Source organism: Vibrio gallaecicus (assembly GCF_024347495.1).
GTDB classification, from domain to species: domain Bacteria; phylum Pseudomonadota; class Gammaproteobacteria; order Enterobacterales; family Vibrionaceae; genus Vibrio; species Vibrio gallaecicus.
Genome location: NZ_AP025490.1, coordinates 2,914,020 through 2,930,580, shown reverse-complemented (window position 1 = coordinate 2,930,580; position 16,561 = coordinate 2,914,020). Strand labels below are relative to the sequence as shown.

The following is a 16,561-nucleotide window of genomic DNA, read 5'->3' as shown; positions in this document are numbered from 1 at the left end:
TTACTTTATCTATGCATTATTAGTCTTTGGGAAATGGCTTAATCGGTGCTCGGGTATTGCTGTACAAGCTGTTTTTCATCTTGCCAAGCATTGAATAACTCTTTGAGAGGTGGAGTGCGGTGACCACGTTTTTTTTGCTGTGCACCAATCTCAAATAAAATTCGATATTGCTGGAGTAATGTGGAAAAAATTTCTTTCAGAGGTGTGTTTCGATCCCAGATATGCGCTGCTTCACTACTGGCTCCATTCACTTCTAGAATCGTAAAGTCTTCGCCTTGCATTAATGTTTGGATGTCTTTGAATTTGATATCTAAACGACCGTAATAGAAGCCACCAAAATCATTGAAAATCGCATCCAACTTTTGGGTGAGTGCTTCAGATATGAATTGGTTACCGTTTCTGAAAATAGAGCCACGGCTGTGACTTCCTGCAAAAGCGAGTTGAAATTCTTCTCCGTTTTGAGGAATCCAATCCAATTTATCAACGTGTCTTGGTAGATAAAGGTGGCTTAGTTGACCGGCTCTTGGGTGACTTTTAATCAGTTCTTTAAGGGTGTGTTCACCATCCCCAGTTACGGTTGGTGCATACTTCAAAGTGATCGAAATGATCTGCCCTTGCTTTTGCTCTGGATAGCGAACATAAAAGACACCCGCTTCAGCTTGGTAAGGGGCTTTTTGTTGAAGTAGAAAACGTGCTTGATTCGGAAATGAATCAATATATTGCTCAAGTTGATCATGGTTATTGATCAGTTTCACGCCAGCACCGCGACAGCCTAGATCCGGTTTTGCGACAATCGGAAAATCTAGGCTTGCTTGTAGAAGAGCTGAATAGGCATCCTTTGCTTGCTTTTGGGAGTTAAGATCCGTTTTAGTCAGTGTAATAAAGGGGGAGATCCATGGTTGGCTTTGCTTACCAGCTAAGCTCAAAATGTCGTGCTTGGATTCACCAACCATACCGCTGAGCTTGATACTAGGGTTAGCAATAAGTGGTAACCCTAAGTCTTGATGCTGTAGCCCTTGGAGTAAGCTTTGCACGAAGACAGGGGTATAGAAAAACCAACTCGGCAGGAACTCATAAGGCGACACACTGCGTTTGGTATCTTCTTCTAATGGTGGCATACCCGCATTGATCTTATGAGGTGGAATACACTGGATTGCATTTAGTAAGCTCATGACAGCCCTCTTGAGTAAGTTCTATTAAGCAGACGGTTGGCAGTAATCAATAGTAAGACTGCACAAGGGATTACAGCCCATTGGTACTGGGTGGCTTGCAGCCAAGCTGAAGAACCTAAGTAATAAATGATTGAGAAAACAAGACAGGTCCAAATTGCCGTAGCACTGAGTACTGCGGCAAGAAAGACAGGAATGGATACAGAGAAGAAACCACTAAGAGTAAAACCTACGGTTCTTAGCCCAGGAATGAAGCGAATGATGAATAAATTCATGAAGGCGTTTTTATGTAGCCTTTGATGCAAAGCTCGGAAGTGACGATTAGTGAGCGCTTTATAGCGAACGCCACGGAAGTAACGACCTGAATGTCCTAAGTAATACAAAGCAAGATCACCAGTCGCAATACCAATGAAAATCGCAAGTAAAGCAAGTTCAGGTTGCATTACCTTTTGCACCGCCAGACCAGCAGCCGTGACTATGGCTAAGTCTTCAAGTAAGTAAGACAAAGCAATAATTGCGAGCATGAGCCATCCAACTGACTGTTCGCCAGAATTTAGGAATACTTGAATACTCTCTGTGATGCCCATAAATATCGCCTTTGCTTTTTAATCTCTAACTGGTAAACGGATATTTGGTAATCAATTTGTTACCAATTAATTGTAGTTAAATAGTAGACAGGGACTCATACAAAAAACTTACAGGTTGAAATTGTTTTTTTACTAAGGTGTTTATTTCCTAAGGGTTTAAATTTGCGAACGTAGAGGCTAAAAGGTAAATGAGGAACTCATTAAGGCTGAAGGAGATGTATAGGTTAGGGGGTTAAATAGAGTGATGAAAAGACAGTTAGAAACAAAAAAGGCTGAGTAAAAATACTCAGCCTTTTATCGTTTAAGTGTATCGATTTAGTTTAGCTTATTTCGATAAATCGATTTGGTAAACGGCAAATCCAACATCGTCAGTCGCAACACGTTTCATCGGGTATTGACCTTTATCTTTGATGAACTGCGCGGCTTTCTCACTTGGAGACGTTTCGAAACGGATATCAAGTTTCTTATCGGCAGTAATAGGAGCAAAAGACCAGTTGTTGTCAGCCGTTGGGCTTACTTGACCTTGTTCTTTGCTTACGCGAGAAATGTAGTTCGCAAGAACGGTGCGGTTTTCATCTGGAGCATCAAATGCGATGAAGTCTTCACCCGTTCCCGGGAATTTGTTGCTGTAAGCGCGGTAGTTGTTAGTCGCGATAAGGAAGTCTTGCTTCATATCAATAGGCTTACCTTGGTAAGTAAGACCCACAATACGCTGTGAATCAGGGTTAACCACTTTACAGTTAGCATCGTATTTCGCAGGTTGAGTTACGTCGATTTGGTAATCCACACCATCAATAACGTCGAAGTTGTAAGTGCGGAAATTATCCCACTCAATCAATTGTTGCGGTGCTGTTGAATTCACATCGACTTGATTGAATTGACCTGAAGAACATTCAAGCCATTCTTTTACTTCATGACCTGTAACCTTCATCGCTACTAACGTATTCGGGTAAAGGTACAAATCTGCCGCGTTTCGGAAGGTGAGCTGACCGGACTCGACTTCAGTGAAATTAGCTGGGTCATTCTTACGACCGCCCGCTTTAAATGGTGCAGCGGCTGAAAGTACTGGAATGCCGTCTAAGTCTGGGTCACCTTGAATAAAGCGCTCAACGTAATCTTTCTGTGCAAGGTTAACAATCTGTACTGTCGGATCGTCTTGAACTAGAGATAGGAAGCTGTACATCACATCGTCTGCTTTACCAATTGGTTGGTTAACAAACTCACGAGTACCCGCGTGGTCTTTTTCTAGTGCAGTGACGATACCTTCATCAGCAGCAGCTAAAGATTTCTTCTCAATTTTATCGTAGATAGGGCGAGCTTCAGATTGACCTTTTACCACGCTCCACTTACCGTCTTTTTGTGCAAGTGTTAGATCCATAACACCGACGTGGCTACCCCAACGCCCTGGCATTACAGCAGCAACACCATTCATTGTTCCGGCTTCGTTATCAATACCTTGAATGTCATCAAATCCTTTACCTGGGAAAACCGCATGTGCGTGACCAAAGGCAATGGCATCAATGCCTTCTACTTCAGATAGATAAAACGTCGAGTTTTCTTCGCCTTGTTTGTACGGATCGGTTGAAACACCAGAGTGAGGAATCGCAACAATGACTTCAGCCCCTTCAGCTTTCATTTGAGGTACTAACTCGTTAGCGGTTTCAATGATATCGCGAGCAATGACTTTGCCTTCAAGATTCTTCTTATCCCACGTCATGATTTGCGGTGGAACAAAGCCGATATAACCGACTTTCACTTCGTGTTCCACACCTGCAGTATCAGCAAAGGTGTGTGTTTTGATGATGTAAGGCGTGAAGTAGTGTTCTTTGGTTTCAGCGTCGTAAACGTTCGCGCTGATGTATGGGAAATCAGCGTCGTTGATTGATTCTTCTAGGAACTCTAGACCATAGTTGAACTCGTGGTTCCCTAGGTTCGCAGCATCGTAACTGAGTTGGTTCATTGCTTTGTAAGCTGGATGAACTTCACCGGCTTCGATGCCTTTATCTGCCATGTAGTCACCCATTGGGCTACCTTGCAGCAAGTCACCGTTATCCACTAAGACGCTGTTGGTTACTTCTTTTTGAGCTTCTTTTACGAGAGTTGCAGTACGTGCTAAACCGATTTTTTTAGATGGTTTATCTTTGTAGTAATCGTAGTCCATAAGGTTGGTATGGATGTCTGTGGTTTCTACAACACGTAAATTAATCACTTCATCAGTATCAGGTGTCGTTGTGCAACCTGAAAGTGTCAGGCCTAAACCAGCAAGTACTGCCAGAGATAAAGGTTTCATAGCAACTTTCATAATGTAGCTCCAAAGTGGATATAAAGAAAATACGTTGCGTAATGTAACAAATTTCAATGAAACACAGATTACGGTGAAGGTTAAAACGTGACTTGTCTCTATTACTTGATGCCGTTCTGCAATTTGTTACCTCAATAAGTATACAAGTTCATCACATTTCATCGCTAAATGTTGGCTTTGTTAAATCTCTACAATTCATCAATTTACTCTCCCTTATCAGCTTTTCGAATAAAAAATGAAATTTTAGAATTTCCAGTAATATAAGGAGCTGGTCATAATGCCTATATCAAGGATGCACTCGGCAGATGACTAGCAACGGATCGCTCAACAATAATATCCTCCTAGCTAGTGCCGAAGTCCGACTCACCGTCATTGGTGAATAAGTCAAATCCCATGCTTGGTTAGCCAAGTAATGAATTGCTCGTGAAGCGAGCCTTAAAGGAAGCACTGAAATGGACCAAGAACGTTTAACCCACTTAAAACAGCTAGAAGCGGAAAGTATTCATATTATCCGTGAAGTTGCCGCTGAGTTTGATAATCCGGTAATGATGTACTCAATCGGTAAAGATTCATCTGTGATGCTTCATTTAGCTCGTAAAGCTTTTTACCCAGGAAAAATCCCTTTCCCTCTGCTGCATGTAGATACCGATTGGAAATTCCGTGAAATGATTGAATTCCGTGATCGCACAGCCAAGAAATACGGTTTTGACCTATTGGTACATAAAAACCCTGAAGGCATCGAAATGGGATGTAACCCGTTTGTACACGGTTCTTCAAAGCATACTGACATCATGAAAACTCAAGGGTTGAAGCAGGCGTTAAACAAATACGGTTTTGATGCCGCTTTCGGTGGTGCTCGACGTGATGAAGAAAAGTCACGAGCAAAAGAGCGTGTGTATTCGTTCCGAGATAAAAACCACACGTGGGATCCAAAAAATCAACGTCCAGAGCTATGGCGCACTTATAACGGTCAAGTAAACAAAGGCGAAAGTATTCGTGTATTCCCTTTATCAAATTGGACTGAGCTGGATATCTGGCAGTACATCTATCTAGAAAATATCGAAATTGTTCCACTTTACCTTTCTGAGAAGCGCCCAGTAGTTGAGCGTGATGGCATGCTAATTATGGTTGATGACGACCGTATGAAGCTTGAAGAAGGCGAAGTGATTGAAGAGAAAAGCGTTCGTTTCCGTACTTTAGGCTGCTACCCACTGACGGGTGCTGTGGAGTCTGAAGCGAATACGTTAACAGGCATTATTGAAGAAATGCTGGTGGCGACGTCAAGTGAGCGTCAAGGACGAGCGATCGACCATGACCAATCTGGTTCTATGGAGCTGAAAAAGCGCCAAGGTTATTTCTAAGAGTCTAAGGAAAGAAGAATGAATAGTGCAGTAGAAGCCGAACTAGCCGAGCTAGGAATTGAAGGCTACCTAAGCCAACACCAACATAAATCAATGCTTAGATTTTTGACTTGTGGCTCTGTAGATGATGGAAAAAGTACTCTAATCGGACGCTTGCTCCACGATACAAAACAAATTTATGAAGATCAGCTAGCAGCGGTTCACTCTGACAGCCAACGTGTTGGCACTACTGGTGAGAAACCAGATTTAGCTTTGTTAGTAGATGGTCTACAAGCAGAGCGAGAGCAGGGTATAACCATTGATGTAGCGTACCGTTATTTTTCTACGCAAAAACGTAAGTTCATCATCTCTGATACTCCAGGGCATGAGCAGTACACGCGTAACATGGCAACAGGTGCTTCAACGTGTGATCTCGCCGTGATCTTAATTGATGCTCGTAAGGGCGTATTGGATCAAACGCGTCGTCACTCTTTCATTTCCAACCTATTGGGTCTGAAACACTTCGTTGTTGCGGTAAACAAAATGGATCTTGTGGATTATTCACAAGAACGTTTTGAAGAAATTCGCGATCAATACTTAGAGTTTGCTGAAAACTTGGAAGGTGAAACTAACATCCAAATCATTCCAGTTTCAGCTCTTGAGGGGATTAATGTCGCTTCTGAAAGCGAAGAGCTTGCTTGGTTTGAAGGCCCTTCATTACTTGAAGTGCTTGAGAATGTCGATATTGATCAAAAGCGATCGTCAGGTGAGTTCCGCTTCCCTGTGCAATATGTCAACCGACCTAACCTCGATTTCCGTGGTTTTGCTGGCACGATTGCTTCTGGTCGAGTAAGTGTTGGTGATGAAATCAAAGCTCTTCCTTCTGGTAAGAAATCAAAAGTAGCGCGAATTGTTACCTTTGATGGTGATTTAGAATCGGCGCAAGCTGGGCTAGCCGTAACACTGACTCTAGAAGATGAAATTGATATTAGCCGTGGTGATTTGATTGTGCTGGAAAATGCTCAAGTTGAATCTACAAACCATATTCTTGCAGATGTTGTATGGATGACTGAACAGCCGTTACAAGCTGGTCGTGATTACGATATTAAAATTGCAGGCAAGAAAACGGTTGGACAGGTTAAGTCAGTTAAGCATCAATACGATATCAATAACTTATCAAGCCATGAAGCGAGTGAATTGCCACTGAATGGTATCGGGCTTTGTGAATGGTCTCTTAATGAAACTGTTGCGCTTGATAAGTACCGAGAAAGTGCTGATACAGGTGGTTTTATCATCATCGATCGTCTCACTAATGTAACGGTTGGTGCGGGTTTGATTCGCGACCGTTTAGATTCAGTTGAGCTGCAGGTTGGTAACTTCTCTGCGTTCGAGATTGAGTTTAATGCACTTGTTCGTAAGCATTTCCCACATTGGGATGCGAAAGATTTAAGTCAGTTATTGAAATAATTCAGAACTGAATTAAAGACTAATAGGCGGAGGCATTCGCTTCCGCCATTAAGGATAAGTTTATGTGGGAACAAGGATTTGTATTAGCGATTTTGCTTGGCATCATAACTTGCCTACTGGTCACTCGAATTAAGCCTAGTTACATTTTTGCCAGTGCCGCATTTATTGCGTTTATGGCTGGTTTAATTGATCTTACGAGTTTAGCGACCAACTTTACCAATTCATCTTTACTGACTCTTATTCTTCTTATTCTTGCGTCTAGTGCGTTGGAGAAAACTCGCTTAATTAGCTGGGTTAGCCGTAATATTTCAGAAGGTCGGCTAGGTACAGTTGTAGCAAAGTTGGGTATTTCCACAGCGTTACTTTCTTCTTTTACCAATAATACTGCGGTTGTTGTTTCATTGATCGGAGCGATCAAACGCAATCAGCAGCACGCACCATCAAAATTATTAATCCCTCTATCTTACGCCGCTATTCTAGGTGGTACGCTGACTTTGATCGGAACGTCGACAAACTTGATCATCAACAGCTTTGTGGAAGATGTGGGTTTACCTAGCTTAAACTTTTTCACTCCGACATTGATCGGCTTAGCTGTGCTGGTGGGTGGGGTGCTGATCCTTATCCCATTAAGCTATCTACTGCCTGCCTATGACGATGGATCGCAAGATGATCTTCCTTATTTTCTAGAGGCACGTGTTGAACCTGGTTCTCCTTTGGTCGGGCGTAGCGTGAGTGAAAATAATTTAAGAGCATTAAGAAAACTGTTTCTCGCAGAAGTGATTCGTGATGGGCAAACGACCGCATCTATCGACCCAGATTTTGTTTTACAAGCCAGAGATCGACTTCTGTTCTGTGGTGATGTCGAAAGTGTTGCGACACTGCAAGAAATTCAAGGTCTCACTCTGTTTGGGCAGCACCATTTGAATGGTCAAAACTTTGTGGAAGTCGTAGTCAGTTCATCTGCAAGCTTTTGTAATAAGACCTTAAAAACCAGTCAGTTCAGAGATAAATTCGATGCTGTGGTTGTGGCTATACGCCGTGGACATGAAAGGCTTGAAGGCGGGTTAGGCAATATTACCTTAGCCGCTGGCGATACCTTAATTTTAGTACCTGGCAAGCGTTTTGAAGAGCAACGTCAGCAACACAACAAAGAATTTGTGCTGATGAATGACTTAGATTCTAGTGCCAAGCTTGATGGCGATAAATCTGCTTTTGTACTGTTAGGGTTTGCTGCTGTCATTGGTTTTTCACTTGCTGGCATTGCACCAATTATTAAAGGTTTAGCTGTATTCTTATTACTGCTGGTAGTTTTCGGAGTGGTTCAGCTTAGTGAGTTACGTAGACGTTTTCCTGTTGATATTGTCGTTATTGTTGGCTCTGCGCTGTCTATAGCACAATTGATGATTTCATCAGGCTTATCTGAAAGGATGGGGCTGATGTTTATGGAAGCATTTAACGGCTGGGGCGTCTTTGGTGCTCTGGTTGCGACTTACTTAATGACACTTGTACTGACTGAGTTAGTAACAAACAATGCTGCTGCTGCCCTTTCATTTCCAATTGGCTACAGTATGGCTGTTGGTTATGGCGTCGATCCTATGCCGTTTATTATGGCGGTATTATTTGGTGCGAGTGCCAGTTTTATTTCTCCTTATGGTTATCAAACTAACCTACTTGTATACAGTGTTGGCAATTACCATATAACGGATTACTTGCGTATTGGCATTCCCATTTCGATTGTATATTCGGTATTAGTATTGAGTTTGATCCCTTACTTTTTTCCATTCTAATGTTGTTCACTTAAAGGACTAACCATGACGACTTCTCTTAAGCCAAAAGATGAGAATATTGTTTGGCACCAACACTCGGTTGATAAAGAATTTAGAGCAAATATAAAGTCACAGAAACCAGCTGTACTTTGGTTTACAGGGTTATCTGGTTCAGGGAAATCTACTGTTGCTGGGGCACTTGAAACCCGTTTAGCTCAACTTGGTTACCATACTTACTTGCTTGATGGTGATAATGTTCGCCATGGTTTATGCAGTGATTTAGGTTTTTCAGAACAAGATCGACGTGAAAATATCCGCCGTATTGGTGAGCTTGCTAAATTGATGGCAGATGCTGGGCTAATTGTTCTATCTGCGTTTATTTCCCCTCATCAAGCTGAGCGAAAACTAGTCCGTGATTTATTGCCTGAGGGTGAGTTTCTAGAAGTATTCGTGAATACTCCTTTAGAGATCTGCGAGCAGCGAGACCCTAAAGGGCTGTATAAAAAGGCGAGAGCAGGGGAGATCCCGAATTTTACAGGTATCAGCTCTGTGTATGAAGCTCCTGAAAACCCTGAAATTGACTTACTTGCAGGAGATAAGTCCTTAGATGAGTTGGTCGATCAGTGTGTGGCAAGCCTTAAAGAGCGCGGCGTCTTAGCTTCATAAAATAACGAGAAATGAGTCTTTATCAAGTGAGTAAATAAGAGGCTAAGTAAAATAAAAGACGAAGTTAGTTAATAAAAGGTGAGTTAACTAACTTCTTCAATTTATTGATTTATTTCGTGCTTGCCTAGTTCTACGGTTGGTTTATTAATATCCAAGCAATTCGTTTCGTCAGTTTAAACGGTGTGGTGAACACTGCTTTTCGCTTCAGTTTGTACAGTGAACTTCTGACTTAATAAAGCAATGAGCTGATCATAATATTGAATGTTTGGTTTATTACCGAGTAATTTACATAGCTCATTTCCAGTAGGGCTGAAGCGGTAATAAATCAGTTTCACGCCCTTTGATATAGGCTGTAAACTCATAGTTTTACCTTGATAAACAAGGTTTAAAGCCGGATCAAAATCAATCTCACCCGACTCCAGCTCCGTCCCCAGAATTAACCCTAATTCAATCAAGTGCAGTAAGCTTGAGTATGGCAATTGATGCCCACCAAGATTGATCGTATTGGTTGTATCGCGTTTACCGAAACTAAAAATCCCACCATGAGCTTTAAAGCCAAGTAATAATTTTCGGCTGCTATCACTACCAAAACTGCACGCTAAAGATGCGGCTCTTTGAAGGTTCTGAGCTTCTCGTGGAGTCATGTCTTGCAGAGCTTGTAATGCTTTCATGGACGTTGAACCGGGGTTGGTGACTTCTCGCTTGAGAACTTGAGCCCAGAGTCTTTGCATTGATGTGTTATGGATGTCTTGTGCCATATCGAAGAAGCGGTAAAGCCAATCTTGGTCAGGATCGCCTGCGGTTTCATCTTTGCATGATGAATGCGCGAGCTTAAGAATTTGTTCTAAATTCTTTTGTCGTTGTTCTTTACGTTTCTTTTCCCTTAAGAGCGCTCTTTCAATTAAAGACTTATCGGTACTCTCTGACTTTGCAGAATTGCCTGAATCCTTGAACAGAGCATCTAGCCCAAAACTTTGAGCAATGCTAAGCACTCGGCTTGCACTGTCTTTTATGTAGGTCTTTTTTTCATGATGAGAAGCGTTTTGAGCTGTATTGTCGTGCTCAATGACAACGGGTTGTTTGTTTTCAGACATAAGAATACCGTAAAGGAAAACTATAACTGATTAAAATGTAACTCTTTATTCTCGTAGTTGCTAGATGTTGATGTCACAAGGAAGAGACATTACAAAATTTAGCTTCAGGTGATGATAATAAAATGTTAAATTTGTTGTGTTAATTATGGAGGGAACATGAGTCAAGTGAATGACAATAAGCTGAAGAAGCAGCTCACATTAGGTTTAATCCTGGTCAGTTATGTGGCTTTACTAGCTTATCTATCTAACTATATTGTTTAAAATAGATAAGCTAGCTAGTTACCATTTTGTTATGTGTATGGTTTCTTATGTTTAACTTGCTATATACCGATAAAATGAATAAAGCATTTTATGAAAAATTACATGTCATCGTAAGCTTCAATTTCGATCCCGTCGATCAAATATCCTGTTTCAGCTAAATCATGGCTGATACTTTCTGTTTTAAGTGTTCCCACAACATAAATCACATCCCATAACTCCTGTATTGGAGCGCCTTTAGGGAATTTCACGTAAATAATTTGATTCGGTGGTGGTGGTGGTACATGGATGCATGCTCCGAAATATGGAACCAGTAAGAATTCAGTGATCATGTCAGCATCACCTTCTAATGGAATCACAAACCCAGGAATTTTAACTTTACTGCCGTTAAGCTCTGGTCTAATTGCCCCTAGCTTTGATTGTTGTGGTTTTTCTTGTGAGTGATCAACCGTAGGCATTCCAAATGGGTCTAAAAATGATTGTTCAGAGTCTGGGATCAGGTCGATCCAATCAAGATTAAGTAAAGCATCATTACTGATGGTGCTATCACTTTCTTGTGTCGTCTGGCTGTCAGATGTGCTTCCTGAGTTTGCTACGCTATAAAAAGGGATGAAGACTAACCCTATAAGTAGCAATAATTTATGCTTCATTGTTAAATCCTGTACTAAATTCTAATTGTCATACCATCTGCCAGCGACTGGCGATAGGCACGAAATGCTGGAATGAAACCAATAATAATGCCAGCAAGTTGCACAAGCATAAGTAATTGCCATTCATGTGATGTAATCGCAGATATAGATATGTTGATACCATAATGCTGCTGAATTATTGGTGCTGTCATTGTTATTAAGGCAAATAAAGTCGCGACACCAAGCATGATACCTAGGAATGTGAGCGCGCTTGCTTCACTTATCAATAGGCTGAACACGTGCCTTGGCCTTGCTCCCATAGCTCTTAAGATAGCCATTTCCCTACGACGCTCTTGTAAGCTAGTTAATAAGCTGCTCAACATTCCAAGTAACCCAGCTACGACAACAAAGCCGGAAACAACTAATAGGGCTTGCTCTGCAACTGCCATCATTCCCCATAACTCATAAAGGGCAATACCAGGCATAATGGCACTCAGTGGTTCTTGGCGATATGTGTTGATTTCTCTTTGCAAAGCAAAGGTCTGAATTTTGGAATTTAATCCCAGCATCATTGCTGTGATTTGCTGTGGTTCAAATTTATGTGCCTTGAGTTTTTCTACATCAGGCTTGTAACCTAAGTTTGCCCCTGATTCCCAACCAACATGGATTGCTTCTATTGCTTCTAATGAAACATGAACGGTTTTATCTACAGGAGTGCCTGTAGGAGCAATAATGCCAACAACAGTAAAGGGAAGGTCATCATGACGGCTGAAAGCAACATCACTAAGCCCATGAGCAAGTGTGATTTTATCGCCAATTTTGTAGCCTAATTGTTTAGCGACATCAGCCCCTAGTACTGTTTCAAAAAGGCTATTGAACTCAGAACCTTGTTGCAAGGTTAGTAATTGCTTACTTCCATACCGGTAGTGTTCAAAATAGCTCTGATTGGTGCCCATGACGCGGAAGCCTTTATGAGAGTCACCAAGTGAGATAGGTACTGCCCATTTCACTGCTCTATGTTGGCTAAACTCTTCATAGCTTTTCCAGTCAATATTATTAGTCGCATTACCTATGCGGAATACTGAATACAGCAAAAGGTTAACTTGCCCAGAACGGCCACCTACGATGAGGTCAGTACCTGAAATCGTATTAGCGAAACTGCTTTTTGCTTGAGTTCTAACACGCTCAACACCTAAGAGTAAAATAACTGAAACGGCGACCGTTAAGATTGTAAGAATAGCCGTCGCTTTACGGTTAAGTACGCTTTTAAACGCTAAGTGAGTAATTACTTTCATAGTGTTACCTTCGCTTCATTAACCGTCGTTAAATCAATACTACGCTTGAAAAGCTTTTCTAACGTCGGGTCGTGACTAACAAAAATAAGCGTTGAACCTGCTTGGTTTGCTTGTTCCATGAGTAACTCTATAAAGAGCTCTCGATTGTCGTGATCCAATGCCGAGGTTGGTTCATCAGCAATAATAATTTTGGGCTGACCAATCAAAGCTCGAGCTGCGGCAACTCTTTGTTGTTGTCCGATACTTAACTCTATAACAGGCTTATCCATGAGCCCTTTTGGCAGGTGCAATCTATCGAGTAGTTCTCGTGCTGTTTTTTTTAGGTCACCTGTCACTTGTTGCTTGCGCACTTTCGAAAACTGGCAAGGCAAAGTGACGTTATCTATTACTGATAGATATGGCAATAGGTTGAACTGTTGGAAAATGTAACCGATGTTATCTGCGCGAAACATATCACACTGACGTGGGGATAATTGAGTGAGGTCTTCCCCGAGAATCGTCACTTGTCCTTGTTGAGCTTGGTTTATACCGGTTAATAACCCGAGCAGGGTTGATTTGCCACAGCCACTTGGTCCTTTGATGAACAAGTGTTCTTGGTGCTTGATCTGTAATGATGAGATTTCAAGAGTGGCAGGTAAGTCCGCTTTCCAACGAAATTGTACATCATGGAGTTCAACGACAAGTGGTGAGCTTGTATCTGACATAGTCGCTCCTAAATAACGGTGTAATAAATACAATATAACTAGCCAAGTAAGTGGTTACTTACTTGGCTAGTATTGTACGGTTTCAATGTAGACTATATAGCCAGATTAAAAGCGAAAGCTAACTTGTTTTGGTGTCAGTTTCTGTTGAACTTGTTTTGTATCTGTCAGCAAGTTAACAGTCATTGATTCTGTGTTAGTGAACGTTGAGAACCATTGAGTACTGATCGAATCCAGTTTGTTGATAGCAGAGCAGTCATAGTGGTATTCCACAGTGAATTCACCGTGACCGCCTTCTGAATGGTCGTGACCTTCATGATCGTCATGGTCATGTTTGTCATCGTGGTGGTCGTGACCTTCATGAGCGTCGAGGTCATGTTTGTCATCGTGGTGGTCGTGACCTTCATGATCGTCGTGGTCATGTTTGTCATCGTGGTGGTCGTGACCTTCATGATCGTCGTGGTCATGTTTGTCATCATGGTGGTCGTGACCTTCATGATCGTCGTGGTCATGTTTGTCATCGTGGTGATCGTGACCTTCATGAGCGTCGTGGTCATGTTTGTCATCATGGTGGTCGTGACCTTCATGAGCGTCATGGTCATGTTTATCATCATGGTGATCATGACCTTCATGCTCTTCTTGCTCTAATGAATTTGAAACGGATTTAAATTTAAGCTCACATTGCGCATTGTTAAAAGCGAATAGGCTTTCTGGTTGGTTAAGCATTGCAGTTGCATGTTCAAGTGCTTTTATTTGCTCTGGTGTTTTTGGTGCGTGTTCAAAACCAACAACATCAGAACCAGGAGCCGTGACTTCGATTAATAACTCATTGTTATCTTGTGCAATATTAACTTCCACATGTCCGTGAACATGTGCATCGTGTGAGCGAAAGTGTTCTTCTGCTAAAACCGAGTGAGAAGCAGCAAGACCGATACATAATGAGATTAAAGTACGTTTCATTTGAGTTTTCCTAAAGAATTAAAAGTTAAAGTAATAAGTTAACGGATAATGCTTGGTGGAGAACGAGCCAAATACGCGAAGTAAAGTCTCTTTACCTTTTGTATCGCAAGTGATTGATAATTTTCAAATTTTTGTTTTATTTGAGGCAGTGTAACAGGTGTGTGTGCTAGCCCACATTGGATAGCAGAAAAGAGTTCGCATTGATGGTGTAAATGGTGATGAGGCGTATCATCGATAGCATGAGCAATAGCAGCAAAATTCAGCATGAGTACGAGTACTAATGCTAAATAACTCCCACGCTGTAATGTCACTAGAGGTTTATGCCGCATGTAGAGATGAGTACCATAGATGCAAAAAGGATATTGTTACAATATAACAATATCCTTTAGATAGATCTTCAAAAAGAAGGTAATAAGTTGTTATAGACTGGTTTTAATTAGCGAAATCACGCTGGCAATTTCTGTTTCAGTCAATGATCCCTCTTTCACAAATAATATTTTGCCTTGTTTATCCTGGACAATAATCGCAGAGCTTTCTTCTTGTAGAGCCCAAGAACTTGCTACTTGCCCATCTTCATCCAAAATCATAGATGACCAAGGAAATTCTTCTTTGCTGTCTTCTGCAGAAGATTTCACAAACGATCCTGTACCCCAAATGGAATCATCTTGGTTGATGACTGTCGTCGTTTGGTAATCATTTTCAGAGAATTTAGCTGCGGTAATTGCAGCCATTAAAGGCGCATTCATTTCTTTTGAGCTGCTTCGACCAGCAATCGCTTGAATGACTCGAACTTTTCCTAAGAGAGCATTGGTTGACCAAGTTTGGTAGTCCGTATTGCCTTCTTTAAGGATTATTTCGCCGTAGCTGTTTACCTCAACTGTTGGGACTGAGCCGCCAACAGAAAGGTTATGAGCATTGGCGAATAGAGGAGAGGCTGATAGTAGTAGAGTAAGTAGAGTTTTGTTTTTCATTATATTTTTATTCCGCTAGTTGGTTTGCCTTGGAAGTATAATATGAAATTAGAAAATTGCTTTGTTAACTTTCTTATCGTGCGCTATAGAAAGGTGTTGCAGATATGTTATCTATGAGTATAATGTACGCTATACTGGCTTGGTGCACGATCATGTTGGTGTCGCTAAAGGAATTAGCTGAAAATAAGGTAAATTTGAACACCTAAGTGAATACTGTTTTACCCCAAATGGAATTGAGGTTGTATATGCTCCGTGAATTTTCTACATACCGTCCACGTCAAGTGGCACGTTTCGTTAAAGTTTTGTTTAAAGGTCAGTTTGCTATTGAAGGTATCGGTGAGTTTCGATTCGATCAAGGCAAGGTTCTGCTTCCTGAAATTTCAGACAAACAAAAGCTGACTATTTTTAAAGAAGTGAATGGTACGATTGCAGGCTTACCTGTTTAAGCTCTTACCTATAGGCATTAAATTGTCTGGATACTCAGCTATCTGGTTTTAAAGTTCGGTATGAAGAAATGGCTTCCAGTGAGGAAGCCATTTTTATATCTGATATGAAGTCACCGTTTCTAATTACTTGGTTACGCTAAGCTCGGTGGAAAGCAAACCCCTGTACCACCTAGACCGCAGTAGCCGCCTGGATTTTTAGCTAGATATTGCTGGTGGTAAGTTTCAGCATAAAAATACTGACCGGCGGGTAAGATTTCTGTTGTCACGGCATTACCAAGAGACTGAGAAAGCGCTGCTTGATATTGATCTTTAGATTGTAATGCAATGCTCTGCTGGTCTTCGCTAAATGTATAAATCGCTGAACGATATTGAGTACCGCGGTCATTGCCTTGTTGCATGCCTTGAGTAGGGTCGTGACGTTCCCAAAATGTTTGTAGTAGTTGGCTTAGTGGTAATCTTTGACTATCAAAAATCACTCTTACAACTTCAGTATGACCGGTTTGAGCTGTACATACTTGCTCGTAAGTTGGGTGTTTAGTAAAACCTCCGGCATAACCAACAGATGTAGAAACAACGCCATCTAAGTTCCAAAAAAGTCGTTCAGCTCCCCAAAAACATCCCATGCCTAGTAGCACTTGCTGCTGAGTGCCTTCTGGTGCTTTAGTTAAGTCAGTTTGATTGACAAAATGTGGCTCGGTTACTTCAATTTTTTGCTCATTTCCTGCAAGCGCATCATTGGCAGTTACCATGTCTTGTTTGTTAATCATCATTTATCCTTTTCTACTCTTTGATTCGTTGTTTTGGCATGTATCAGCCAATACAAATTTATTCATCTATAACCTTTGGTCGCACCATTTCAATATGATTTCATGCAAAAGGTGAGATTATAAGTTCATGATTGGTCAATATT

16 protein-coding genes are annotated in these 16,561 nt (G+C 41.4%); 5 read left to right on the top strand and 11 right to left on the bottom strand.

The features are described from left to right. Nucleotides 1-38: 38 nt before the first annotated feature. From OCU78_RS12750 to OCU78_RS12740, 3 genes are all read right to left on the bottom strand, one after another. Nucleotides 39-1,172 (bottom strand): ATP-grasp domain-containing protein, encoded by a 1,134-nt coding sequence (locus OCU78_RS12750; RefSeq protein ID WP_137375152.1) that lies wholly within the window; start codon nt 1,170-1,172, stop codon nt 39-41. Beyond that, nucleotides 1,169-1,756 (bottom strand): DedA family protein, encoded by a 588-nt coding sequence (locus OCU78_RS12745; RefSeq protein ID WP_137375153.1) that lies wholly within the window; start codon nt 1,754-1,756, stop codon nt 1,169-1,171. The genes OCU78_RS12750 and OCU78_RS12745 overlap by 4 nt, the downstream gene beginning before the upstream one ends. 325 nt (nt 1,757-2,081) lie before the next feature. Further along, nucleotides 2,082-4,058 carry a bifunctional 2',3'-cyclic-nucleotide 2'-phosphodiesterase/3'-nucleotidase gene (locus OCU78_RS12740; RefSeq protein ID WP_137375154.1) on the bottom strand — a complete coding sequence of 659 codons (1,977 nt, stop codon included), beginning with the start codon at nt 4,056-4,058 and terminating at the stop codon, nt 2,082-2,084. Nucleotides 4,059-4,474: 416 nt separating this feature from the next. Here OCU78_RS12740 and cysD point away from each other — a divergent pair, with 416 nt between their 5' ends. The 4 genes from cysD to cysC all read left to right on the top strand — a co-directional run bounded on the left by cysD (nt 4,475) and on the right by cysC (nt 9,297). Further along, nucleotides 4,475-5,419 (top strand): sulfate adenylyltransferase subunit CysD, encoded by a 945-nt coding sequence (gene cysD / locus OCU78_RS12735; protein ID WP_261856030.1) that lies wholly within the window; start codon nt 4,475-4,477, stop codon nt 5,417-5,419. A gap of 18 nt (nt 5,420-5,437) precedes the next feature. Continuing rightward, nucleotides 5,438-6,865 carry a sulfate adenylyltransferase subunit CysN gene (cysN, locus tag OCU78_RS12730; protein ID WP_137375156.1) on the top strand — a complete coding sequence of 476 codons (1,428 nt, stop codon included), beginning with the start codon at nt 5,438-5,440 and terminating at the stop codon, nt 6,863-6,865. 62 nt (nt 6,866-6,927) lie between these two features. Continuing rightward, nucleotides 6,928-8,652 (top strand): SLC13 family permease, encoded by a 1,725-nt coding sequence (locus tag OCU78_RS12725; RefSeq protein WP_137375157.1) that lies wholly within the window; start codon nt 6,928-6,930, stop codon nt 8,650-8,652. Between the two features lie 24 nt (nt 8,653-8,676). Next, nucleotides 8,677-9,297, top strand: a complete 621-nt coding sequence (cysC, locus tag OCU78_RS12720; RefSeq protein WP_137375158.1) for an adenylyl-sulfate kinase — start codon at nt 8,677-8,679, stop codon at nt 9,295-9,297. Nucleotides 9,298-9,470: 173 nt separating this feature from the next. Here the strand turns inward: cysC and OCU78_RS12715 are convergent, their stop codons facing one another. The 7 genes from OCU78_RS12715 to OCU78_RS12685 all read right to left on the bottom strand — a co-directional run bounded on the left by OCU78_RS12715 (nt 9,471) and on the right by OCU78_RS12685 (nt 15,205). Further along, nucleotides 9,471-10,391, bottom strand: a complete 921-nt coding sequence (locus OCU78_RS12715; protein ID WP_137375159.1) for a TIGR03899 family protein — start codon at nt 10,389-10,391, stop codon at nt 9,471-9,473. A gap of 359 nt (nt 10,392-10,750) precedes the next feature. Beyond that, nucleotides 10,751-11,299, bottom strand: a complete 549-nt coding sequence (locus OCU78_RS12710; protein WP_137375160.1) for a DUF3299 domain-containing protein — start codon at nt 11,297-11,299, stop codon at nt 10,751-10,753. Nucleotides 11,300-11,313: 14 nt separating this feature from the next. Next, nucleotides 11,314-12,573 (bottom strand): ABC transporter permease, encoded by a 1,260-nt coding sequence (locus tag OCU78_RS12705; protein ID WP_137375161.1) that lies wholly within the window; start codon nt 12,571-12,573, stop codon nt 11,314-11,316. Continuing rightward, nucleotides 12,570-13,277 (bottom strand): ABC transporter ATP-binding protein, encoded by a 708-nt coding sequence (locus OCU78_RS12700; protein WP_137375162.1) that lies wholly within the window; start codon nt 13,275-13,277, stop codon nt 12,570-12,572. The genes OCU78_RS12705 and OCU78_RS12700 overlap by 4 nt, the downstream gene beginning before the upstream one ends. A 105-nt stretch (nt 13,278-13,382) precedes the next feature. After that, nucleotides 13,383-14,234, bottom strand: a complete 852-nt coding sequence (gene zrgA / locus OCU78_RS12695; protein WP_137375163.1) for a zinc uptake protein ZrgA — start codon at nt 14,232-14,234, stop codon at nt 13,383-13,385. A 38-nt stretch (nt 14,235-14,272) separates the two neighbouring features. Next, on the bottom strand, nt 14,273-14,563 hold the full coding sequence (locus OCU78_RS12690) for a DUF2607 family protein (RefSeq protein ID WP_137375164.1): 291 nt from the start codon (nt 14,561-14,563) through the stop codon (nt 14,273-14,275). Between the two features lie 90 nt (nt 14,564-14,653). Then, a complete protein-coding gene (locus tag OCU78_RS12685) occupies nt 14,654-15,205 on the bottom strand; it encodes a YtfJ family protein (protein ID WP_137375165.1) in 552 nt (183 codons plus the stop codon). A 245-nt stretch (nt 15,206-15,450) separates the two neighbouring features. Between OCU78_RS12685 and OCU78_RS12680 the strand changes: the two genes are divergently transcribed. Then, on the top strand, nt 15,451-15,651 hold the full coding sequence (locus OCU78_RS12680) for a DUF1107 family protein (protein ID WP_137375166.1): 201 nt from the start codon (nt 15,451-15,453) through the stop codon (nt 15,649-15,651). A 131-nt stretch (nt 15,652-15,782) separates the two neighbouring features. Here OCU78_RS12680 and msrA read toward each other — a convergent pair whose 3' ends face one another. Further along, complete coding sequence (msrA, locus tag OCU78_RS12675) at nt 15,783-16,418, bottom strand: peptide-methionine (S)-S-oxide reductase MsrA (RefSeq protein ID WP_137375225.1); 636 nt, start codon at nt 16,416-16,418, stop codon at nt 15,783-15,785. Nucleotides 16,419-16,561: the final 143 nt, after the last annotated feature.